We start from the raw sequence: 16,897 nt of genomic DNA on the forward strand, positions 1-16,897 counted from the left end.
CCACTCCGTGGTTGTTCCGAACCGCAAGCGGTTGAAAAAAGCAGTCATTCTGGAGATTTCTTATCCAGAATCTTGGTATCTCAAGTACGAGATCCTGAATCAAGTTCAGGATGACGGGTGTACAAAGAATCGTAGATTCGACCGGCTGCGCCGGTGTTACGAACTCCTGCGGAGTTGCCTCGAACCACTGCGTGGTTGAAAAAAGCTGACATTCTGGAAATGTTTAATCGCAGAATCTGCTGCACAAGCTGACGTTCTGGAGATGTCTTATCCAGAATCTTGTTTTCAGACGAGATCCTGAATCAAGTTCAGGATGACAGGTGGGAGTGTTCGGGTTTTAATGTATCTCGATTTTCACGTACAATCTACAACCCAGAACCGACAACGGCTTTTATCGCCGCGCAGCGGCTTTCTCGGACTCTCGTTTTTTGCTGCTCTTCTAAAAATAAAACAGGGTAAGCATTAAGCTTCCCCCGTTTTTATTTTTTGCTATTTCTTATCTTTTCTTGACCCCTCTTTTTTTATCGAGTCTCCTGCGGTACGCCGAAAGCTTTTGAGAGCTATCACGCATGAAACGGGCAAGTTTTCTCTCGAAATCCTGACTTGTAGCCTGTTCCTCCCCCTGATTTCCTCCGGCGTCTTTGATGGACAATTCCCATTTTCCGTCCTTAGTTGTACCAAGAACCTTCGCTGTGATCTCCTGTCCAACTTTCAGGTAATCATCGATATTCTTTACATAACCCTTCGAAACCTTGGAAATGTGAATGAATCCTTCTTCTCCGCCTTCAAGAGTAACAAAAGCTCCGTACTTCCTAACTGCGGTAACTTTGCCCTGAACAATGTTACCAACTTTCACACTCACACTCTAAACCTCCAGTAATGTTTATGATTTAGTAATGACGACATGCTGGGCTTTACAGCTCAGTAATTGTCGCCGTACTTGTTTCTGAATTTCTGTACTCTTCCTTCAGTATCGACGATCAACGACCCAGTATCGCCTTTGTAGAATGGGTGGCAATTGGAGCAAAGATCGATCTTAATATCCTCTTTCATCGTCCAGAACTTGTGCTCCGCCCCGCATGTACACTTTACGGTGATCAGCTTTAGCTCGGGATGGATGCCTTTTTTCATCAGGACTTCACCTCTTCAATAGTTTAATTTTACAGGCTTCATTATATCATATGTTTTAGAAGCTGTCAAAAAGGAGACAGTCTCTAACAAATTTTTGTGCGCCCGGAGATAATTATGAAGGATATCGAGAGAGTTTTTGAATCTGTAAAGGGAAAAATTTATGAAGAAGGTTTTACAACTTTTTATTATGAGAGGAAAGAATGGGTCGAAAGGCTCGCGCTACTTTTGAGACGTAACTCTGAAAGTGGCCTGCGACTTTTAAAGAGAGAACTGGATAATTCCAGTCCCCTGCTCAGTTTCTCTGATGAGAATCTGTCTTTTATAATCGATATCCTCAAAGATTCCGAAAGAGATGTTAAAGAACGGATAGTGCTGGCTTCGGATCTGAGCGGTGATACCGTTGGTAATACGGCTCATTTGCTTTATCTGATATATCCAAAGCATTACCCGCCTGTTCCTAAGGCCATCGGAAATGAGATGGTAACTGTGGAAGAGTATTATAGCTGGAAGAAAAGAGCAGAGAAGTTTCTGGGTAACATCGTAGATAATTACATCATGCTCGAAAGTGCCTTTCTTTTTAAACCATCGCCAAAAATTAGCGAAGGAATTGAAGAATTTTTCAAGGGACTTTCGTTCATCAATGTAAAAGGAATCAAGAAAGCCCGGGAAGAATACAAGAAATTAAAAGGGAAACAAAAAGAAAGAGTTGTCCGGTTCTTAAATGATTCTTATGTGAAGAAGGTAGTTACAAGTAAAAGGGTTTCTCCTGTTGTTATAGATGGAAGTAATATTGTTTTTTCGCAACAGCCTTTTCCAGACATCGCGAGGCTCGACAAACTTTTTAATTTCATGGGAAGGGCAAAAGAAGCGCTCTTTCCATACCGGATAGTGTTTGATGCAAATATACGCTATATAATAAGAGGTTACCAGCAAAGCCAGTTAGAGAAGTGGCTGGTTTTACCGAATGTAGAACTTTATTCACCTGCTGATGATAGAATTATCATGCTTGCTAGAAGCCTGAAGGCAAAAGTGATAAGCTATGATAGATTTCTTGAACATAATACTTCTGGAATCAAAATTCTAAGACCGGAGGATCTGTTGTGAATATGAAAGTATCAGATTTTGATTACGAACTCCCAAAAGAGTTGATAGCTCAAGAACCTGTTCAACCTAGAGACCATAGTCGTTTGATGGTGATTAGAAGAGATAGGGAGAATTTTGAGCACACACATTTTTACCGGATAATCGATTATCTTGAGCCTGGCGATTTGCTGGTTATGAATGACAGTAAGGTTATCCCCGCACGGCTGTTGGGGAAAAAATCCACTGGGGCAAAGGTGGAGATCGTTCTGATCGAAAAAGTAGGTTCTAAACAATGGAAGGCAATCGTTAGGCCAGGAAGCAAGATAAAACGCGGTAATGTGCTCCTTTTTGAAGATTTGCAGTGTGAGGTTGTAGAACATTGCGATGATTCAACAAGAATCCTTGAATTCACCGGCAGCAATCCATGGGAAAAGATAAGGCGTATCGGCAAATTGCCTATACCACCTTACATTTCTAAATACCCTGATGATCCTAATCTCTATCAAACGGTATATGCAAAAAAAGACGGTTCCGTTGCAGCTCCAACGGCGGGATTGCACTTCACGGATTCTTTGCTCAAAAAACTCAAAGAAAAAGGAATCAAAATGGCTTTCGTGACACTACATGTTGGTCTTGGAACCTTCCGCCCGGTTAAGGTCGAAAATGTCGAAGATCACGTTATGCACTCGGAATATTACACACTTCCCGAAGAAACGGTTGAGTTAATTAAGGAAACTAAAAGAAATGGGAACCGTGTCATTGCTGTTGGAACCACGGTAGTCAGAACTCTGGAAGCCGTTGCACAAAAACACGACGGAAAACTCGTCGCGGAATCAGGGAGAACGGATATATTCATCTATCCACCTTACGAGTTTAAAGTCATCGATGGCCTTATAACAAATTTTCACCTTCCAAAGTCCACGCTTTTAATGCTCGTGGCAGCTTTTACTGGACGCGAAAAAATACTAAAAGCCTATAATGAAGCTATAAAGCTTCGTTACCGCTTTTTCTCATTCGGCGATGCTTGCTTCATTTACTGAGTTTTCTGATTCAAGCCACGGTTCAAAAAAATGTTTCCACAGTTGTTTGAGAAGTATGGCTACCGGTGCAGCAAGAAATGCACCCAATATTCCCAGCAACTGTCCCATGAACAGGACAAGGAGGATAACCATTACGGGGTTAACTCTATTGTAATCACCCATGAGTTTCAAGAATATGATGAAAGCTGCTGAATGGATCGCTATAAGAGCAATCACAAAGATTATCAATCCTGAAAGACTTGGTTGGGCTGCTATCAGGAGAATGATGGGAACTATTTCAAATATAACACCAACAACGGGAACAAGATTGGTAATCGCAGCCCAAAATCCAATCAAAAGGCTATAACCAAGCCCGAGAAACTTTATCAGGAGTCCAACGGTTATACCCACTATAAGAGCTATAAACAGTATGGAAAGTATGTAGCGTTTCATGTTTCCATGAAGTTCCCTTAAAAAGTTTGCCGCAATTCTTCTATACTGCCGTGGATAGAGTTTTGGAGCAAGCCTTTTGAAAAAGGCAAAGTAAAAACTCGTGTATATCGAACCGATTACCACAAAAAACACTATCGTAAAGGTTTCAGAAGCGATGTTGGGAATTTTTTCTAGCATTGAATTCGTATAATCCCTCAGCTTCACTTTGAGTTCTAAAAGAAAAGTCCTGGTGGTCAAAAGAATAGATGCCTTCGTTTCTCTTTTTACGTTGAACCAATCAAGCAATTCGTTTGTATAAGCAAGCCAATTGCCATCATAACTCTCGAAGTTGCTTGCCAGATTGGTTGCAAAGTCCCTGGTAAATCGCTGGAAATACTTTTCCTCTTCTTTGCTCAATCCTATTGGTTTATAAGTTTCGAGTATTTCTTCAACACGTCTTTTTATTCCATCTCGTAGATTCGGTTCTTCCATTATAACGATGTAGGCCCTTTCCAGATCCGGAAAATTAACCGTATAACGTTGTAGCTCGCTGCGCTCTTTTTCGGTCATGTAATAAGCTTTCAGTGAATTCACATCGTTTGCTCCGGGAGAATAAATTTTGACACGGAATAAACCCGGAGGAAAAACAGAAACAAGTTCTTTTTCTATAAATTCCCTGATTTTTTCCGGTTCCCCGTCAGGAAGCGGAATCATAAGTAAGTAACGAGTATTTATTTCTTCATCTACTATCTGTTTTATCTCCGATATGAATTCTGAAAATGTTTTGTCCGGATTGAATTCATAAGAGTATTTGTTTATTATTTTGAGCAAGGCATTTCGGCTCTGAATCGTAAAAGGAACGTATATGTTGCTGTCTCGAAGATTACCTTGTTGTGATATTTCTTCTGACAAGCGTGCTGCTATATCATGTGCTATGGCAACTGCAACTGTCTCTGGAGAAATGCATTCTTTTATTTTATTTTCAAGTTTTGTTCTGAATATCCTTTCGTCTGATGATACAAGCGCTCCGTAAATTTCCACTTTCTTTATATCTGGTGATGTAGGGACTTCTTCAAAATACTCTTTCAGTTTTTCTGTCGCACTTCTGAGCTGCAATTCAAGGTAATTTGGATTTCTCTTTACCGAAGAAGCCGCTAAAAGGTAATCCTCTATCTCCTTGATCATTTGCTCTTTGCTTGCGCCCATCCTGTCGAGAATGATTCTATATTGCGATTCGATAACTCTGTCTCGGTTACCCACTTCCAGCACCCACAAGGTGGTGCCGACATATCCAGTGGATATTGTTTTATCATCGGAAGGGAAGAAATCAAGAACGAGGTTGTAAAAATTTGGGACCTGTTTCAAGACAAGTGGAACAATAAAGAACATTATCATAATTATCGTTAAAAAGACACTCAGCAATCCGATGATAAGAGCTAACGCTCTTTTGATTTTGAGCTTCGTTGTTGCAAATTTTGCCCAGGTAACTACTATAAACACAATAACCAGAGTTGCAAGAACCACAATAGCTGTGGTCGGTGAGAGTAAGAAAATCATGAACGCGATGAAGAGATACAAAAATGTCAGTAACGCCACAAACAATCTACCTTTGTTGGAACGCTTCATACGCGAGCATTCTCCTTTCAACTATGCTGAAAATATTCAGCAATTTTCGTTAGATCATCGGTCAACCCCATTACTACCATTAATTTAATTCGAGCTTTTTGAGAGGAAAGGCCCGGTGCAAAAATAACGCCTAAATCATGTAAACTCCGTCCGCCACCTTTGTACCCATAAATGCCGAGAACCCTTCCTTTGAAGCATCGTGATGTTATCACAACGGGAAAACTAAGATCTTTTATCAGTACTTTTAAAGCATCTTCAACCTTTGGCGGGACGTTTCCGCGCCCAAAGGCTTCTATCACGAGACCTTTGTAACCAAGTTCTGGTAATTTTTCTATTATTCTTCCGTCATCACCTACAAAGGTTTTTATCAGAGCTACATTTTCTTCAATGAATCTAACTCTGTAGTTTTCTCTATAGTATAATCTTCTAAAGTATACCACCTTGTCTTCATCAACTATTCCGAGAGGTCCATATCCAGGGGAATCAAAGGTAGCCACGTTACTGGTATAGGTTTTTGTAACTTCCTTTGCAGCATGAATCTCGTCGTTCAAACAAACCAATGTCCCCAATCCTCTTGAAGCCGGGGACAAAGCTACCTTCACAGAAGATACAACGTTCCTTGGGCCATCGGTACCTAGCTCGTTGATGTTTCGCATGGCTGCCGTGCAAACAACCGGCTTATCGGATTGAACGGTCAGATCCAGAAAATAAGCGGATTCTTCAAGGGTATCCGTTCCATGGGTTATCACCACTCCAGCAATATTTTCATCTTTTAGAATATCGTTTACAAGACTCGATAAATTCCACAACATCGAAGGGGTCATATAAGGGCTGGGGACATTACTGAAATCGTAATGTCGTATCTTTGCGATTGCAGATAATCCGTCAACTTCTGCCACATGAACGTTCATTCCACTTGCGGGAACAGAAGCACCTGTTGATGGATCCCTTACCATTGCGATGGTACCTCCGGTTGTAATTATCGCGATTTCAGGCAATCCGTCTTACCTCCTATCTGAAGTCTTAATTTTTTAAGATTGTTTACGGTTTCCTGCTCAAGCAAATTCACGAGTTCTTCCCAATTTTTGAAGGGTCTGTTCAATACCAACATTGTTGCTCTGTTTTTCCCGATGCCCGGCAAAAAAGTAAGTTCCCTCAAACTCAGACTGTTTAAATCAGCATTTACTGGTATTGCCGTTATAGAACGTATCCCATGTCCGATAACAACCATATCGGTTGGGCTCTCGAACTTTACCGGGCTTCCCACAAGAATTGGGTAGGTTCCAAGAGGTCTTCCAAAGGTTATATCTCCCTGAGTGTACTCCGGAATTACCTTTCTCAGTATCGCACCCACCGGAAATACCTTTTTAAGCATGGGAGTATCGAATTCCTTCCGTATCGTTTCTTTGTGTTTTATAAATGCTTTCTTAGAGAATTTAGGAAGAACCTGGTGCGATAATGGCGTCCCTTCAAATATCATAACCTGACGAATGTTGAGCCGTCTGATGAGCCAATCATTATCATATATCTTTTTCAGGTATGCTCTGTCTATCTTAAAGGTCTCTTTTGAATGACCCGGCAATCCATACAGGAGGTTTATCCCTGGAAGGAGCTTTGGAACACCATCAACTCTGAAAGCTCCTATTTCATTTACGATTTCAATTGCCTTCAAAATATCCTCAGCGGAACCACCAAGATTGTTCAACCTTCTAACGGTTTCATCGAAACTCTCAACACCAAAAGAGATTATATCTCCCGGTGTATCGTATCGGGCAATGGTTTCAAGGATTTTTCTTGATTCTTCGGGGTATTGGGCTATAAAAATCGGATTCCCGTTGTCTATGTGTAAAACTTCCGGCTTGAGAATCTCCGTAGCTAATCTGAACAAGTTTTCCACTGCTTCAGGATCCGGCTTCCCCACATCTCTATTGTAACCATAAGCCACAACATTTGCACTACGTCCAAACCTCAAAGCTTTAACTCCCACATCTTTTAATGCTCTCAATTCTCTTTCTATGCCTCTCAAATCACGGCTTTCAAACTTCCCGTAAAGCAGTGATTCTGTACAAAAAGAGCAGTAGCCGTCAGAACGTTCGCACCCGGACGAAATATCGAATTCGATCATGACATCTGGATAACGCGGGTGCTGTGGTACAATCCTCGCACCAATGGGATATAGCTCGTTCAATATCTCGTATCTTGAACCCTTCAATTCCAATCCCAAAAAATCTGCAAGTTGAAGTTCATGGGAAAGCAGCGCATCCACTTCGCTGAGCTCTACGTTCATAGCCTTTGTTCCGCCTTTCAGACTGTATCCAAGTGCTATTGGTCCACAAATAATCTTCTGTGGTTCTTTGTTTCCGGAAAGAAGCTTTTTAATATCATTAAGGGTTACTGGATTGCCCCCAACATATCGACCGGGAGTGGTTATCCCGCCGTGCACAACGAGAATCTGGTGGCCGCGAAAAGCTTCCCAGAGTTCTTTTTTCCTGACATCGTCTATTGTATGGTATTCCACTTCGTATCCAGCCCGAAACAGAATCCCCGCCAGTAACCTGATCTTTGGAGAAATATAAGGCGAAACACCAAAAGCGGCGGGTTCATCTATATAACCATCGACAAGCACAGCCTTCATGAAGTTTTCATCCTCCATTCTCGGGATTTTTCATACATCCCCTCATTAAGAGTGTATAATATATTGAAGAAATTTGGACCAAATAGATTTGGGAGGTAATATCTTTGCCATTCGAAAGAAAATGTTCATTTTGTGGAAGACCTGCTTCTCAGGTAAAAAAGTTAATATCCGGAGCAGAAGGTTACATCTGTGACGAGTGTGTTGAACTATTCCACGATATTCTAAAAGAAGATACAAAGGTGAGGCGGGAACCCGGGAAAAAGCTGCCGAAACCTGCCGAAATAAAGGCAATACTGGATCAGTACGTTATCGGTCAGGAAAAGGCAAAGAAAACAATCTCTGTCGCTGTTTATAACCATTACAAACGTGTTTTCATTGGAAGCGATGACATCGAAGTGGAAAAGTCCAACATTATGTTAATCGGTCCCACAGGCTCCGGAAAAACGCTGATTGCCCGAACTCTGGCAAAGATTCTCGATGTCCCTTTTGCCATAGCTGACGCTACACCGTTGACTGAAGCCGGTTATGTTGGCGAAGATGTGGAGAATGTTATCCTGAGGCTTTTACAAGCTGCAAATTTTGATGTAGAACGCGCGCAATACGGAATCATATATATTGACGAGATAGATAAAATAACGCGCAAAACCTCCAATCCGTCCATAACCAGAGACGTTTCCGGCGAGGGCGTCCAACAGGCACTTTTGAAGATAGTGGAGGGTACAATTGCAAATGTTCCGCCTCAGGGAGGAAGAAAACATCCCTATCAGGAGTTCATAAAGATCGACACCACCAATATCCTTTTCATCGTTGGTGGAGCCTTTGACGGCCTGGATGAGATTATAAAAGAGAGGATCTTGACCTCTACCATGGGGTTCGGGGCAGAGGTCAAAGGAAAAGATTCCTATCGCCTTGGCGAAATTCTTGCTCAGGTTGGTCCGGATGACTTGATTCACTACGGTATGATTCCAGAGTTTGTCGGCAGATTTCCCGTGGTCGCCACACTGGATGACTTGAGTGTAGAAGATTTGAAAAGAATAATGCTGGAACCAAAGAATGCCGTCATAAAACAGTACCAGAAACTCCTGGAGATCGAAGGTATAACACTTCAATTTACCGAAGACGCATTGACTGCTATCGCCAAAGAAGCCTTGAAGCGGGGTACCGGCGCGAGGGCAATAAAGAGCGTTATAGAATCTGTTATGCTCGATATTATGTTTGAAGCTCCAAGTATGGAGAATGTTGAAAAGATCATCATGACCAAAGATGTTATAGAGGGACGCGCAAAACCTGAAATAATAACGAGGGAATCAGCCTGATGAGAGTACTGGCAATAGAAAGTTCCTGCGATGAAACAGCCGTTGCTATAGTTGAAGACGGCAAGCTCCTATCCAGTGTTCTTTCTTCACAGGTAAATATTCACCGCAAATATGGCGGTGTAGTTCCCGAAATAGCAGCAAGAAAACACCTTGAAAATATTCTGTTCCTTCTGGATGAAGCCCTGGATAGAGCAAGCTTAAAGATCGACGATATCGATGTATTCGCGGCTACTCAGGGACCGGGATTGGTGGGTTCACTTCTTGTAGGTTTATCGCTGGCTAAGGGGCTTTCCATCTCGCTCAACAAACCATTCGTTGCAGTCAACCATCTCATCGGGCATATTTATGCCAATTTTTTGAGTTTTCCAGATCTAGAATATCCTTTTCTGGTTTTGCTCGTTTCCGGCGGACACACAGAAATTCTACTTGCCGAGGATTGGAATAATTTTAAGCGTATAGGAAAAACACGTGATGATGCGGCCGGTGAGGCTTTTGACAAGGTTGCCCGACTCCTTGGATTGGGTTATCCAGGAGGGCCAGAGGTCGAACTAGCTGCCAGAAACGGAAATCCAATTTATCGTTTTCCCCGTGCTCTCAACGAGAAGGGAAATTTTGATTTTAGCTTCAGCGGGTTGAAAACTTCTGTCCTTTACTTTCTAAAGAACAATCCTGAGGCTCGAATCGAGGATGTAGCTGCCGCTTTTCAGGAAGCGGTGATTGATTCTTTGCTTACCAAAACCTTTGCTGCGGCTAAAACATATGGCATTAACAAAATTGTTTTTGCCGGTGGCGTAGCTGCTAACACCAGATTAAGAGAGCGTGCGAATGAGATTGCAAAAGAGAAAGATATAAATATTTACTTTCCACCAATAGAATTTTGCACCGACAACGCCGCGATGATAGCTATGGTAGCTTACGAAAAAGCAAAAAGGGGGATTTTCTCCCCCATAGATACCAATGCTATACCTTATCTCTCAATCGTTAGTCTTTGAAGTGTTGTTAGTGGTTTCTTTGGAACTGCTGGAATCATTCGATGTTTTTTTTGAGTCTGTGGAGTAGAAGCCGCTTCCTTTGAATACAACACCAATGTTGCCTATCATCTTCTTGAGTTCTCCGCCACAGGTTTCGCAGGTTTCTAAGGGATCGTCGTTTATCTTCTGAAAGACTTCTACTACATTTCCACAACTTTCACAACGATATTTGTATATTGGCATGACGATTCCTCCTTTCCTCACTTTTCTGCATATACTGGAACAACACAGATGAACTCAAGTATATCTTCTGTTTCATTTTTGAACTGATGCTCAACGTTTTTTGGAACATAAACATACGAACCTGCGGAAACCTTTATTTCACCTTCAGGAGTTACAACTGTGGCTTCCCCTTTAACAATGAAAACCTCGTGTTCCCAATCGTGGGAATGCCTGGGGCTGTAACCACCAGGTTTTACTGTGAAAAGCCTCATTACAAAATTAGGAGCATTGTGTTTTTCGCCAATCAATATGCGCTTCTCTACCCCTCTTACAGTATCGCTATCAAAAACCTGAGCTTCCAGGTCATGAGCTTTTCCTGTTACTATACGCTCTGACATTTTTGAACCTCCCGGTTTTTTTCCTGGCACCGTTTCTACCGTTGCCGTTACCAGAATATTCCACAACTACTCGTCTGTAAGGTTCAAGCCCTATAGAATAGCTTCTCACTCCATCATATTGGGAAACTATTTCATGGACTATCCTTCTTTCAAAAGCAAACATAGGCTCAAGAATCACCTTACCCTTTTGCTTTTTTACCTTTCTCACTATTTTGTGAGCCATATTAACTACAAGTTCACTGCGTTCCCTCTTATAATTACCGACATCCACACTAACGTTGACCTTTATATCGGATAGCCTGTTGGCATAGATGTTCAGGATGTGTTGCAATGCACTCACCGTTTTTCCGTGCCTGCCAATCAATCTTGAGATGTTGTCGCCCTCAATAATAACCTTGAAGGTTTTCCCGTTGAAAGTAACGTCGAAATAGATGTCCTCTCCAAAATGGTGCAGTATTCCTTTCAAGTATTCCGATAGTTTTCTCTCAAAATATTTAGGAAGAAGTTTGGCCTCGATTTTGGTTGCTTTACCTCCAAAAATTCCAAGAAATCCCTTAGACCCTTTTTCAATAACCTTTACCTCTATTTCGTCTTCGTAGGCATCGAGCTTAATCTGAGCGAGTCTTACTGCTTCATCCACTGATGGAGCACTTACTACGACGGTTTTCATTTAAATGTACACCTCCCAGAACTTTAACATAGCGTTATTTCACGGGTTTTGGTGGCAATCCCAGAACTTCCCTGACTGTTAGTTTTTTGATGCCAAATTTACGGTAGACGTAAATAGTAATGAGCATCTGTATGACAGTATTTGTGGTGTAGTAAAGGAATAAACCCGATGGGAAACTGTAAAAAAGGAACGGAAACATTACATTAAAAATCATGCCCTGTCTGGCTGCCCGTGGATCCTGGCTTGTAAATAGCGACATGTAAAATCCCGCAAGGATTGTGATGATTATAAATGGCAGGTTTATAACGAATCCGCCGGTTGAAAGATCGCTCCAGATCAGGAACTTCGGCGAATAAGCAAACATCTCGCCGAAGTAACGGATAACAGCGTACAATACAAAAAACACCGGTAGCTGTATCAAAAGAGTGAGACAACCGGTTGCAGGATTTATGTTCTTTTCCCGGTAAAGCTTTGTAAGAGCCTGTTGCTGCTTTTGAGGATCCTTGTACTTCTTTTTGATTTTTTCTATTTCAGGTTGTACCGCACGCATCTGTATCATTGATTTCGTCTGGAGATGATAAAGGGGATAGAGGACCAGCCTTACAACGATGGTGAACAGGATGATAGCCCAACCAAAGCTCTTCGTCAGCTTATAGAGCCAGTAAAGAAATGCGACAAGCCCGTGGAATATATAGCTTGTAAAACCGATGGCACCGAATTCCTCGAGGTCCTTTTTTATTTCTTCGTATATCTCCGGAAACGCTTCGGAGATATGTATGAGTTTGACAGGCCCGGCAAAGGCAGAGATAGTTGCTCTTCCGGAGTTGGGATAAAAACGTTTTACGTCAAAACGTCCTTCTTCAGAATAACTAATGCACACCGTTTTCTGTTTATCAGGTTTTGCATATGTAATGAAGAAGTTCGGATGGACTTTCTGATTTATCTCCGATATATAAGGAACACTTACAGCGGTAATCTCCTCTGAAAAAGATAGAATAATATCAAAATCGTAGTAAGGGTCATTTTTTACGACAAAGGTTTTTGTTCCACTATCATAGAAAAAGTAGACAAGAATATTTCCATTTTCATCCTCTTCGTATGAGAATGAAATTGGAATGAGTTCGCCGTTGGAACCGTACACATTGTAACCATCAGGATCTTCAGGATAATAAGTATAAATATCTACAACCTTTCTATCCACGTTAATACGAATATCGTCAAGAACCCCCAACCTGGTATTTAGAACAATTGTAAAAGTCTTGGAAGATATCGTGAGAGTGTCTGTCCCCTCTTTTGTGGTCATTTCAGAACCAAGGAGAACAGAAGCAAACAAAACAACCAAGATAAAGAACAAAGCAGTAATTTTTCTCATTTCGTGTTCCTCCTTAGCAGTTTGAATTCTTCTGGAACTGGATCATATCCACCTTTGTTGAAGGGGTTGCATCTTAAAATACGCCAGGTTCCCAGCAAAAGTCCTTTAAATACACCGAACCTCTGAACAGCTTCAAAAGTGTAAGCAGAGCAGGTAGGTGTAAACCTACACGTAGGAGGCTTGGATGGAGAAATGTATTTCCTATAAAAGTTAATTAACGTCAGAACTATTTTTTTCATTTTTTTCCTGCTCTGCAATCCCGCTCAATAATCCAAGTAAATGATCAGATAAAATATGGTAATCAGCTTTACCACTCTTAAACGAGTCAGAAAGTTCCTTTCTTGCAATGACGAGTATATCATAACCTGGCAGGAAAGCACTTTTGTTCTTTCTGAAAATCTCTTTTACAATCCTTCTGAGTCGGTTCCTGTCGTGTGCTTTTCCGAATTTCTTTTTTACAGATACACCAATACGAGAAAAAGGCAGACCATTTCTGACATAGAGAACAACGAAGAAATTATCCTGAACAACATTTCCCTGTTTGAACACTCTATCAAAGTCTGCCTTCTTTCTCAATCTCTCATTTCGTGTTAATCTCTGGTCGATTTTTCTCACACCGCCAATCTTTTTCTTCCTTTTCTTCTGCGGTTTGCAATAATCCTTCTACCGGATTTCGTTCTCATCCTAACGAGAAATCCGTGGGTTCTCTTTCTCTTAACCCTCGAAGGCTGGTATGTCCTCTTCATAGCTCAACCTCCTTTTAATGTATCCTTGAAGATTATACGGAGCATCTGAAAAACTGTCAAGGATGGAAAGATTAAGATTAATGTTATTATTACCCACCGAAGGGTCATATGCAAATAGTATAATGTTGTTGAAACCAAGAGATGGAGGTTAGAAATGCTTTTTACTCTATCAGGAAAGAATTTTTTCACCTTCAAAGAATTTTACATGGAGTTTTCTGAAAAGCTGAACGTCATAACAGGAGAATCTGGTGCGGGAAAAACGCTTCTTCTGAAAGCCTTGAAAGCAGTAACCGGCTTTTCTCCACAACTCACCGAACGAAAGGAAGACAGCTATGTCGAAGCCATATTTCTCATGAACGAAGCCCTCCGCAAAAGGGCCGTGGAAATGGGAATCGAACCCTCTGACGAGATATTGATAAAGGTTAGTTTCGGGCCTCAAAGAACTATATACCGTCTGAACGGAAAAATCACGCCGCGCCAGGTCATTGCTGAGCTTCTTTCAGACCAGATTGAGATTCACTCTCAACACAGTAGTGTGAAACTTCTCGATAGCTCAAAACATCACCTGATTCTCGACAACATGATAAGGGATCGTTCCTTGCTAAAGGAATACGCAGAAAAATATAACGAGTTTGTAAAAGTCAAAAAAGAATTAGGCACCTTCGAAGTAGACCCTGGAAGCATAGCAAGAGAGAAGGATTTTCTGGAATTTCAGTTGAAAGAGATTGTGGATGCAAAGCTCCAACCCGGTGAGGACATTGAAATTGAACGGAAGTACAAAAAATACACCGACGCTCAGGAACTCAAGAAAACCTTTACCCTTCTAATGGAGACATTGAAAGATATGGACAATTCGGCTTATGCAATATTATCTAACATCCTGCACGACCTGGAAGCACTTGAAAAATATGGTTACAAAGATTTTTCCGAACATGCTCGCGTCGCCATTGAGGAGATCGATTATCTCTACGATATGCTGGTAGCTGAGCTTCCGAATTTTGAGTTCGATGATGAAGAATTCTCGCAAGTCGAGGCAAGATTTTCGTTGATACAGAATTTGAAGCGAAAGTACGGTCAAACCGTTGAAGAGATAATCGAAACAGGAGAAAAAATAGCAAACAGACTTAAAGAACTCACAAATCTAGAAGCTAAAAAAGAAAGGTTGGTGGAGAGGGAAAAGGAACTCTACCAGGAGCTTATCAGACTGGGAAAGGAGATAGATAAAGAACGTCTTGAGGTTGCCAGGATTATAAAGGAGAAGATACAGAAGCATCTTGATGATCTGAAAATGAAAGGGGCAATTGTTGATTTTCAATTCATACCAAACGAACACCCCACGAGCTCCGGCATTTCAAAGGTCTCTTTGCTGATCAGGACAAATCCCGGGGGAGGACTGTTAGAGATTTCGAAAGTAGCTTCCGGTGGTGAACTTTCCCGTATTCTGCTGGCTATAGAATCTGTTTTGAAGGATGAACTTACCTTAAGCACTGTTGTTTTTGATGAAATCGATACCGGTGTTGGACAGAGGCTTGGAAAGATTGTCGCTGAAAAAGTAAAGGAGATCTCGGATAGTGTCCAATCTATTGTGATAACGCATATCCCGCAGATCGCGGCTATTGCGGACAGACATTTTACTGTGAACAAAGAGATAATCGGGAATAATACGTATTCCTTTGTAAAAACTCTCAGCGACCAGGAAAGACAACTTGAACTGAAAGCTATGACTGGAATAATAGGGGAGGAAAGATTATATGAATAGGGATGAAGTTATAAGGAAGATTGTCGATGAAAAAGGAGAAGAAGCAATTCCTTTGCTTTTAGATCTGCTTGAAAAAGAGGACGACGAGGTAGCCAATATATGTCTTGATGCACTGTGCGATATGGGATCTTCCGGTATTGATGCACTTTTTAAGAAACTAAAAGAAATTGTCAGTGAAGGCAGGCAAAACGACATCACAGCCCTTTATATCGTTGACAGACTCAGTGATATTGGTGAAACACGGATAGTTCCACTGATATACTCCATGTTAAAACTCTATGACAGTGAAGAAGCACAGGTAATTTTATACGAGGCTCTGGCAAAACTGGGTGAAGGTGATAAAGTCGTTGATCTGTTGTCAATGCTCCTGAAGGAAGCTGTAAGCACTGATTTTCGTGACCAGATAATTATGGCGCTCAGCCATACTGGATCCATGAAGGCTCTAAAAGCTCTTGTTGAGCTTTACAATGATGATAAAATTGATAAGGCAACGAAAGCTTTTTTGCTCGAGGCGCTTCAGATGTTGCTTGTGAATCGGCCGGAATTCATAGAAGTAGTTAAGAATTTGAAGAGTGGGAAAGAAATCATCGACAAAATCTACTTCTGGGGCGAAAATTGTGAGTCTAAATAATAAGCTTTTCCGGAAATTGTACCTTTCAGGTTGCGAAATAAAGCTCGACGAATCTCTCGCAAACTATACCACAATAAGAATTGGTGGAAGAGTCGATGCGGTCGTTTTTCCGATGACCATTCAGGCTTTCTCGAAATGCCTGGAGGTTTTAAAAGCTCATTCGGTCCCTTTCAAAATCCTCGGCGGAGGGTCTAACGTTGTTCCTCCAAAAAGCTTCAATGGCATTGCCGTCCATACTCGATATTTAGCGAACGTTAGAATCTCTGGAAACAAGATAACAGCTGAATGTGGTGTGCCTCTTAGAAGGGTTCTGGATATAGCCGCTGAGGGGGGGCTCTCCGGCCTGGAGTTCGCTTCCGGAATACCAGGAACTCTTGGTGGTGCTCTTTACATGAACGCAGGCGCTTTCGGCGGAGAGATGTCTCAGGTCGTTGAGTCAGTGAGCGTTTTAGACGATAATTTGAAGCCAAAAAAACTATCCGTAGAGGAAATAGGTTATGGTTACAGACAGAGTTTGTTTAAAAAGAACGGTCTAACTATTCTCAGCGCGACTCTTTCATTACACGAAGGTAAGCCAGAAAAGATTCGTGAGAAGATGCAAGAGATATTATCGAAGAGACTGGAAAAACAACCGATACACCTTCCAAGTGCTGGTAGTGTGTTCTTGCGTCCCAAACCGGATTTTTATGTTGGCTCTACCATTGACAAACTCGGATTAAAAGGACTAAGAGTTGGTGGCGTTGAAGTGTCCAGGAAACATGCGGGATTTATTGTAAACGTAGGAGGAGGTACACAGAGAGATTTGGTAGAACTAATTGAAAAAATAAAAGCGCGGGTTTATGAAAAAACGGGAGTTATCCTACAAACCGAGATCGACATCTGGTAA

General features: G+C 41.6%; 19 protein-coding genes. 7 read left to right on the forward strand and 12 right to left on the reverse strand.

Annotation, left to right across the window (positions count from 1 at the left end):
* Positions 1–496: 496 nt before the first annotated feature.
* Both KOLE_RS01240 and rpmE read right to left on the reverse strand, forming a co-directional pair.
* The gene (locus KOLE_RS01240; RefSeq protein ID WP_041288791.1) at positions 497–856 is read right to left on the reverse strand and encodes a S1 RNA-binding domain-containing protein; all 360 of its coding nucleotides are present in this window, start codon (positions 854–856) and stop codon (positions 497–499) included.
* 65 nt (positions 857–921) lie between these two features.
* Complete coding sequence (rpmE, locus tag KOLE_RS01245) at positions 922–1,131, reverse strand: 50S ribosomal protein L31 (protein ID WP_012744756.1); 210 nt, start codon at positions 1,129–1,131, stop codon at positions 922–924.
* 114 nt (positions 1,132–1,245) lie between these two features.
* Here rpmE and KOLE_RS01250 point away from each other — a divergent pair, with 114 nt between their 5' ends.
* A complete protein-coding gene (locus tag KOLE_RS01250) occupies positions 1,246–2,235 on the forward strand; it encodes a hypothetical protein (RefSeq protein WP_012744757.1) in 990 nt (329 codons plus the stop codon).
* A 2-nt stretch (positions 2,236–2,237) separates the two neighbouring features.
* The gene (queA, locus tag KOLE_RS01255; RefSeq protein WP_041288793.1) at positions 2,238–3,254 is read left to right on the forward strand and encodes a tRNA preQ1(34) S-adenosylmethionine ribosyltransferase-isomerase QueA; all 1,017 of its coding nucleotides are present in this window, start codon (positions 2,238–2,240) and stop codon (positions 3,252–3,254) included.
* Here queA and KOLE_RS11005 read toward each other — a convergent pair.
* The 3 genes from KOLE_RS11005 to KOLE_RS01270 are packed head-to-tail and all read right to left on the reverse strand — an operon-like array spanning position 3,225 to position 7,926.
* On the reverse strand, positions 3,225–5,291 hold the full coding sequence (locus KOLE_RS11005; RefSeq protein ID WP_012744759.1) for an AI-2E family transporter: 2,067 nt from the start codon (positions 5,289–5,291) through the stop codon (positions 3,225–3,227). The two genes, queA and KOLE_RS11005, sit on opposite strands and share 30 nt — an antisense overlap.
* A gap of 17 nt (positions 5,292–5,308) precedes the next feature.
* Positions 5,309–6,289, reverse strand: a complete 981-nt coding sequence (locus KOLE_RS01265; RefSeq protein ID WP_012744760.1) for an asparaginase — start codon at positions 6,287–6,289, stop codon at positions 5,309–5,311.
* On the reverse strand, positions 6,271–7,926 hold the full coding sequence (locus KOLE_RS01270) for a radical SAM protein (protein ID WP_012744761.1): 1,656 nt from the start codon (positions 7,924–7,926) through the stop codon (positions 6,271–6,273). The genes KOLE_RS01265 and KOLE_RS01270 overlap by 19 nt, the downstream gene beginning before the upstream one ends.
* 104 nt (positions 7,927–8,030) lie before the next feature.
* Between KOLE_RS01270 and clpX the strand changes: the two genes are divergently transcribed.
* Positions 8,031–9,242 carry an ATP-dependent Clp protease ATP-binding subunit ClpX gene (clpX, locus tag KOLE_RS01275; protein WP_012744762.1) on the forward strand — a complete coding sequence of 404 codons (1,212 nt, stop codon included), beginning with the start codon at positions 8,031–8,033 and terminating at the stop codon, positions 9,240–9,242.
* Positions 9,242–10,234, forward strand: coding sequence for a tRNA (adenosine(37)-N6)-threonylcarbamoyltransferase complex transferase subunit TsaD (gene tsaD, locus KOLE_RS01280; protein WP_012744763.1), 993 nt, complete (start codon positions 9,242–9,244; stop codon positions 10,232–10,234). The genes clpX and tsaD overlap by 1 nt, the downstream gene beginning before the upstream one ends.
* On the opposite strand, the gene KOLE_RS01285 is transcribed toward tsaD, so the two are convergent.
* The 7 genes from KOLE_RS01285 to rpmH are packed head-to-tail and all read right to left on the reverse strand — an operon-like array spanning position 10,217 to position 13,621.
* Complete coding sequence (locus KOLE_RS01285) at positions 10,217–10,456, reverse strand: FmdB family zinc ribbon protein (RefSeq protein ID WP_012744764.1); 240 nt, start codon at positions 10,454–10,456, stop codon at positions 10,217–10,219. The two genes, tsaD and KOLE_RS01285, sit on opposite strands and share 18 nt — an antisense overlap.
* A 17-nt stretch (positions 10,457–10,473) precedes the next feature.
* Positions 10,474–10,833 (reverse strand): cupin domain-containing protein, encoded by a 360-nt coding sequence (locus KOLE_RS01290; protein WP_012744765.1) that lies wholly within the window; start codon positions 10,831–10,833, stop codon positions 10,474–10,476.
* Positions 10,799–11,503, reverse strand: coding sequence for an RNA-binding cell elongation regulator Jag/EloR (gene jag / locus KOLE_RS01295; RefSeq protein WP_012744766.1), 705 nt, complete (start codon positions 11,501–11,503; stop codon positions 10,799–10,801). The genes KOLE_RS01290 and jag overlap by 35 nt, the downstream gene beginning before the upstream one ends.
* 34 nt (positions 11,504–11,537) lie before the next feature.
* Positions 11,538–12,875, reverse strand: coding sequence for a membrane protein insertase YidC (gene yidC, locus KOLE_RS01300; RefSeq protein ID WP_012744767.1), 1,338 nt, complete (start codon positions 12,873–12,875; stop codon positions 11,538–11,540).
* On the reverse strand, positions 12,872–13,114 hold the full coding sequence (gene yidD / locus KOLE_RS01305; protein ID WP_012744768.1) for a membrane protein insertion efficiency factor YidD: 243 nt from the start codon (positions 13,112–13,114) through the stop codon (positions 12,872–12,874). Before yidD ends, yidC begins: the two co-directional genes overlap by 4 nt.
* On the reverse strand, positions 13,086–13,490 hold the full coding sequence (gene rnpA, locus KOLE_RS01310) for a ribonuclease P protein component (protein WP_012744769.1): 405 nt from the start codon (positions 13,488–13,490) through the stop codon (positions 13,086–13,088). The genes yidD and rnpA overlap by 29 nt, the downstream gene beginning before the upstream one ends.
* Positions 13,487–13,621: a 50S ribosomal protein L34 gene (gene rpmH / locus KOLE_RS01315; protein WP_012744770.1), complete on the reverse strand. Its 135-nt coding sequence runs from the start codon at positions 13,619–13,621 to the stop codon at positions 13,487–13,489. Before rpmH ends, rnpA begins: the two co-directional genes overlap by 4 nt.
* A 154-nt stretch (positions 13,622–13,775) precedes the next feature.
* Here rpmH and KOLE_RS01320 point away from each other — a divergent pair, with 154 nt between their 5' ends.
* Genes KOLE_RS01320 through murB form a run of 3 tightly spaced genes read left to right on the forward strand, consistent with a single transcriptional unit; the run spans position 13,776 to position 16,897 of the window.
* Positions 13,776–15,380 (forward strand): DNA repair protein RecN, encoded by a 1,605-nt coding sequence (locus tag KOLE_RS01320; protein WP_012744771.1) that lies wholly within the window; start codon positions 13,776–13,778, stop codon positions 15,378–15,380.
* Complete coding sequence (locus tag KOLE_RS01325) at positions 15,373–16,011, forward strand: HEAT repeat domain-containing protein (protein WP_012744772.1); 639 nt, start codon at positions 15,373–15,375, stop codon at positions 16,009–16,011. The genes KOLE_RS01320 and KOLE_RS01325 overlap by 8 nt, the downstream gene beginning before the upstream one ends.
* Entirely contained in the window at positions 15,998–16,897 is a 900-nt protein-coding gene (gene murB / locus KOLE_RS01330) for a UDP-N-acetylmuramate dehydrogenase (RefSeq protein WP_012744773.1), read from the forward strand. The genes KOLE_RS01325 and murB overlap by 14 nt, the downstream gene beginning before the upstream one ends.

The organism is Kosmotoga olearia TBF 19.5.1, assembly GCF_000023325.1.
GTDB classification, from domain to species: Bacteria; Thermotogota; Thermotogae; order Petrotogales; family Kosmotogaceae; genus Kosmotoga; species Kosmotoga olearia.

Excerpts from the sequence above, each read along its gene's own strand:
- rpmH (WP_012744770.1), bottom strand. The coding sequence starts at position 13,621 with ATGAAGAGGACATACCAGCCTTCGAGGGTTAAGAGAAAGAGAACCCAC.
- KOLE_RS01290 (WP_012744765.1), bottom strand. The coding sequence starts at position 10,833 with ATGTCAGAGCGTATAGTAACAGGAAAAGCTCATGACCTGGAAGCTCAG.
- yidC (WP_012744767.1), bottom strand. The coding sequence starts at position 12,875 with ATGAGAAAAATTACTGCTTTGTTCTTTATCTTGGTTGTTTTGTTTGCT.
- KOLE_RS01285 (WP_012744764.1), bottom strand. The coding sequence starts at position 10,456 with ATGCCAATATACAAATATCGTTGTGAAAGTTGTGGAAATGTAGTAGAA.
- jag (WP_012744766.1), bottom strand. The coding sequence starts at position 11,503 with ATGAAAACCGTCGTAGTAAGTGCTCCATCAGTGGATGAAGCAGTAAGA.
- KOLE_RS01320 (WP_012744771.1), top strand. The coding sequence starts at position 13,776 with ATGCTTTTTACTCTATCAGGAAAGAATTTTTTCACCTTCAAAGAATTT.
- KOLE_RS11005 (WP_012744759.1), bottom strand. The coding sequence starts at position 5,291 with ATGAAGCGTTCCAACAAAGGTAGATTGTTTGTGGCGTTACTGACATTT.
- KOLE_RS01250 (WP_012744757.1), top strand. The coding sequence starts at position 1,246 with ATGAAGGATATCGAGAGAGTTTTTGAATCTGTAAAGGGAAAAATTTAT.
- KOLE_RS01270 (WP_012744761.1), bottom strand. The coding sequence starts at position 7,926 with ATGAAGGCTGTGCTTGTCGATGGTTATATAGATGAACCCGCCGCTTTT.
- KOLE_RS01325 (WP_012744772.1), top strand. The coding sequence starts at position 15,373 with ATGAATAGGGATGAAGTTATAAGGAAGATTGTCGATGAAAAAGGAGAA.
- rpmE (WP_012744756.1), bottom strand. The coding sequence starts at position 1,131 with ATGAAAAAAGGCATCCATCCCGAGCTAAAGCTGATCACCGTAAAGTGT.
- queA (WP_041288793.1), top strand. The coding sequence starts at position 2,238 with ATGAAAGTATCAGATTTTGATTACGAACTCCCAAAAGAGTTGATAGCT.
- tsaD (WP_012744763.1), top strand. The coding sequence starts at position 9,242 with ATGAGAGTACTGGCAATAGAAAGTTCCTGCGATGAAACAGCCGTTGCT.
- yidD (WP_012744768.1), bottom strand. The coding sequence starts at position 13,114 with ATGAAAAAAATAGTTCTGACGTTAATTAACTTTTATAGGAAATACATT.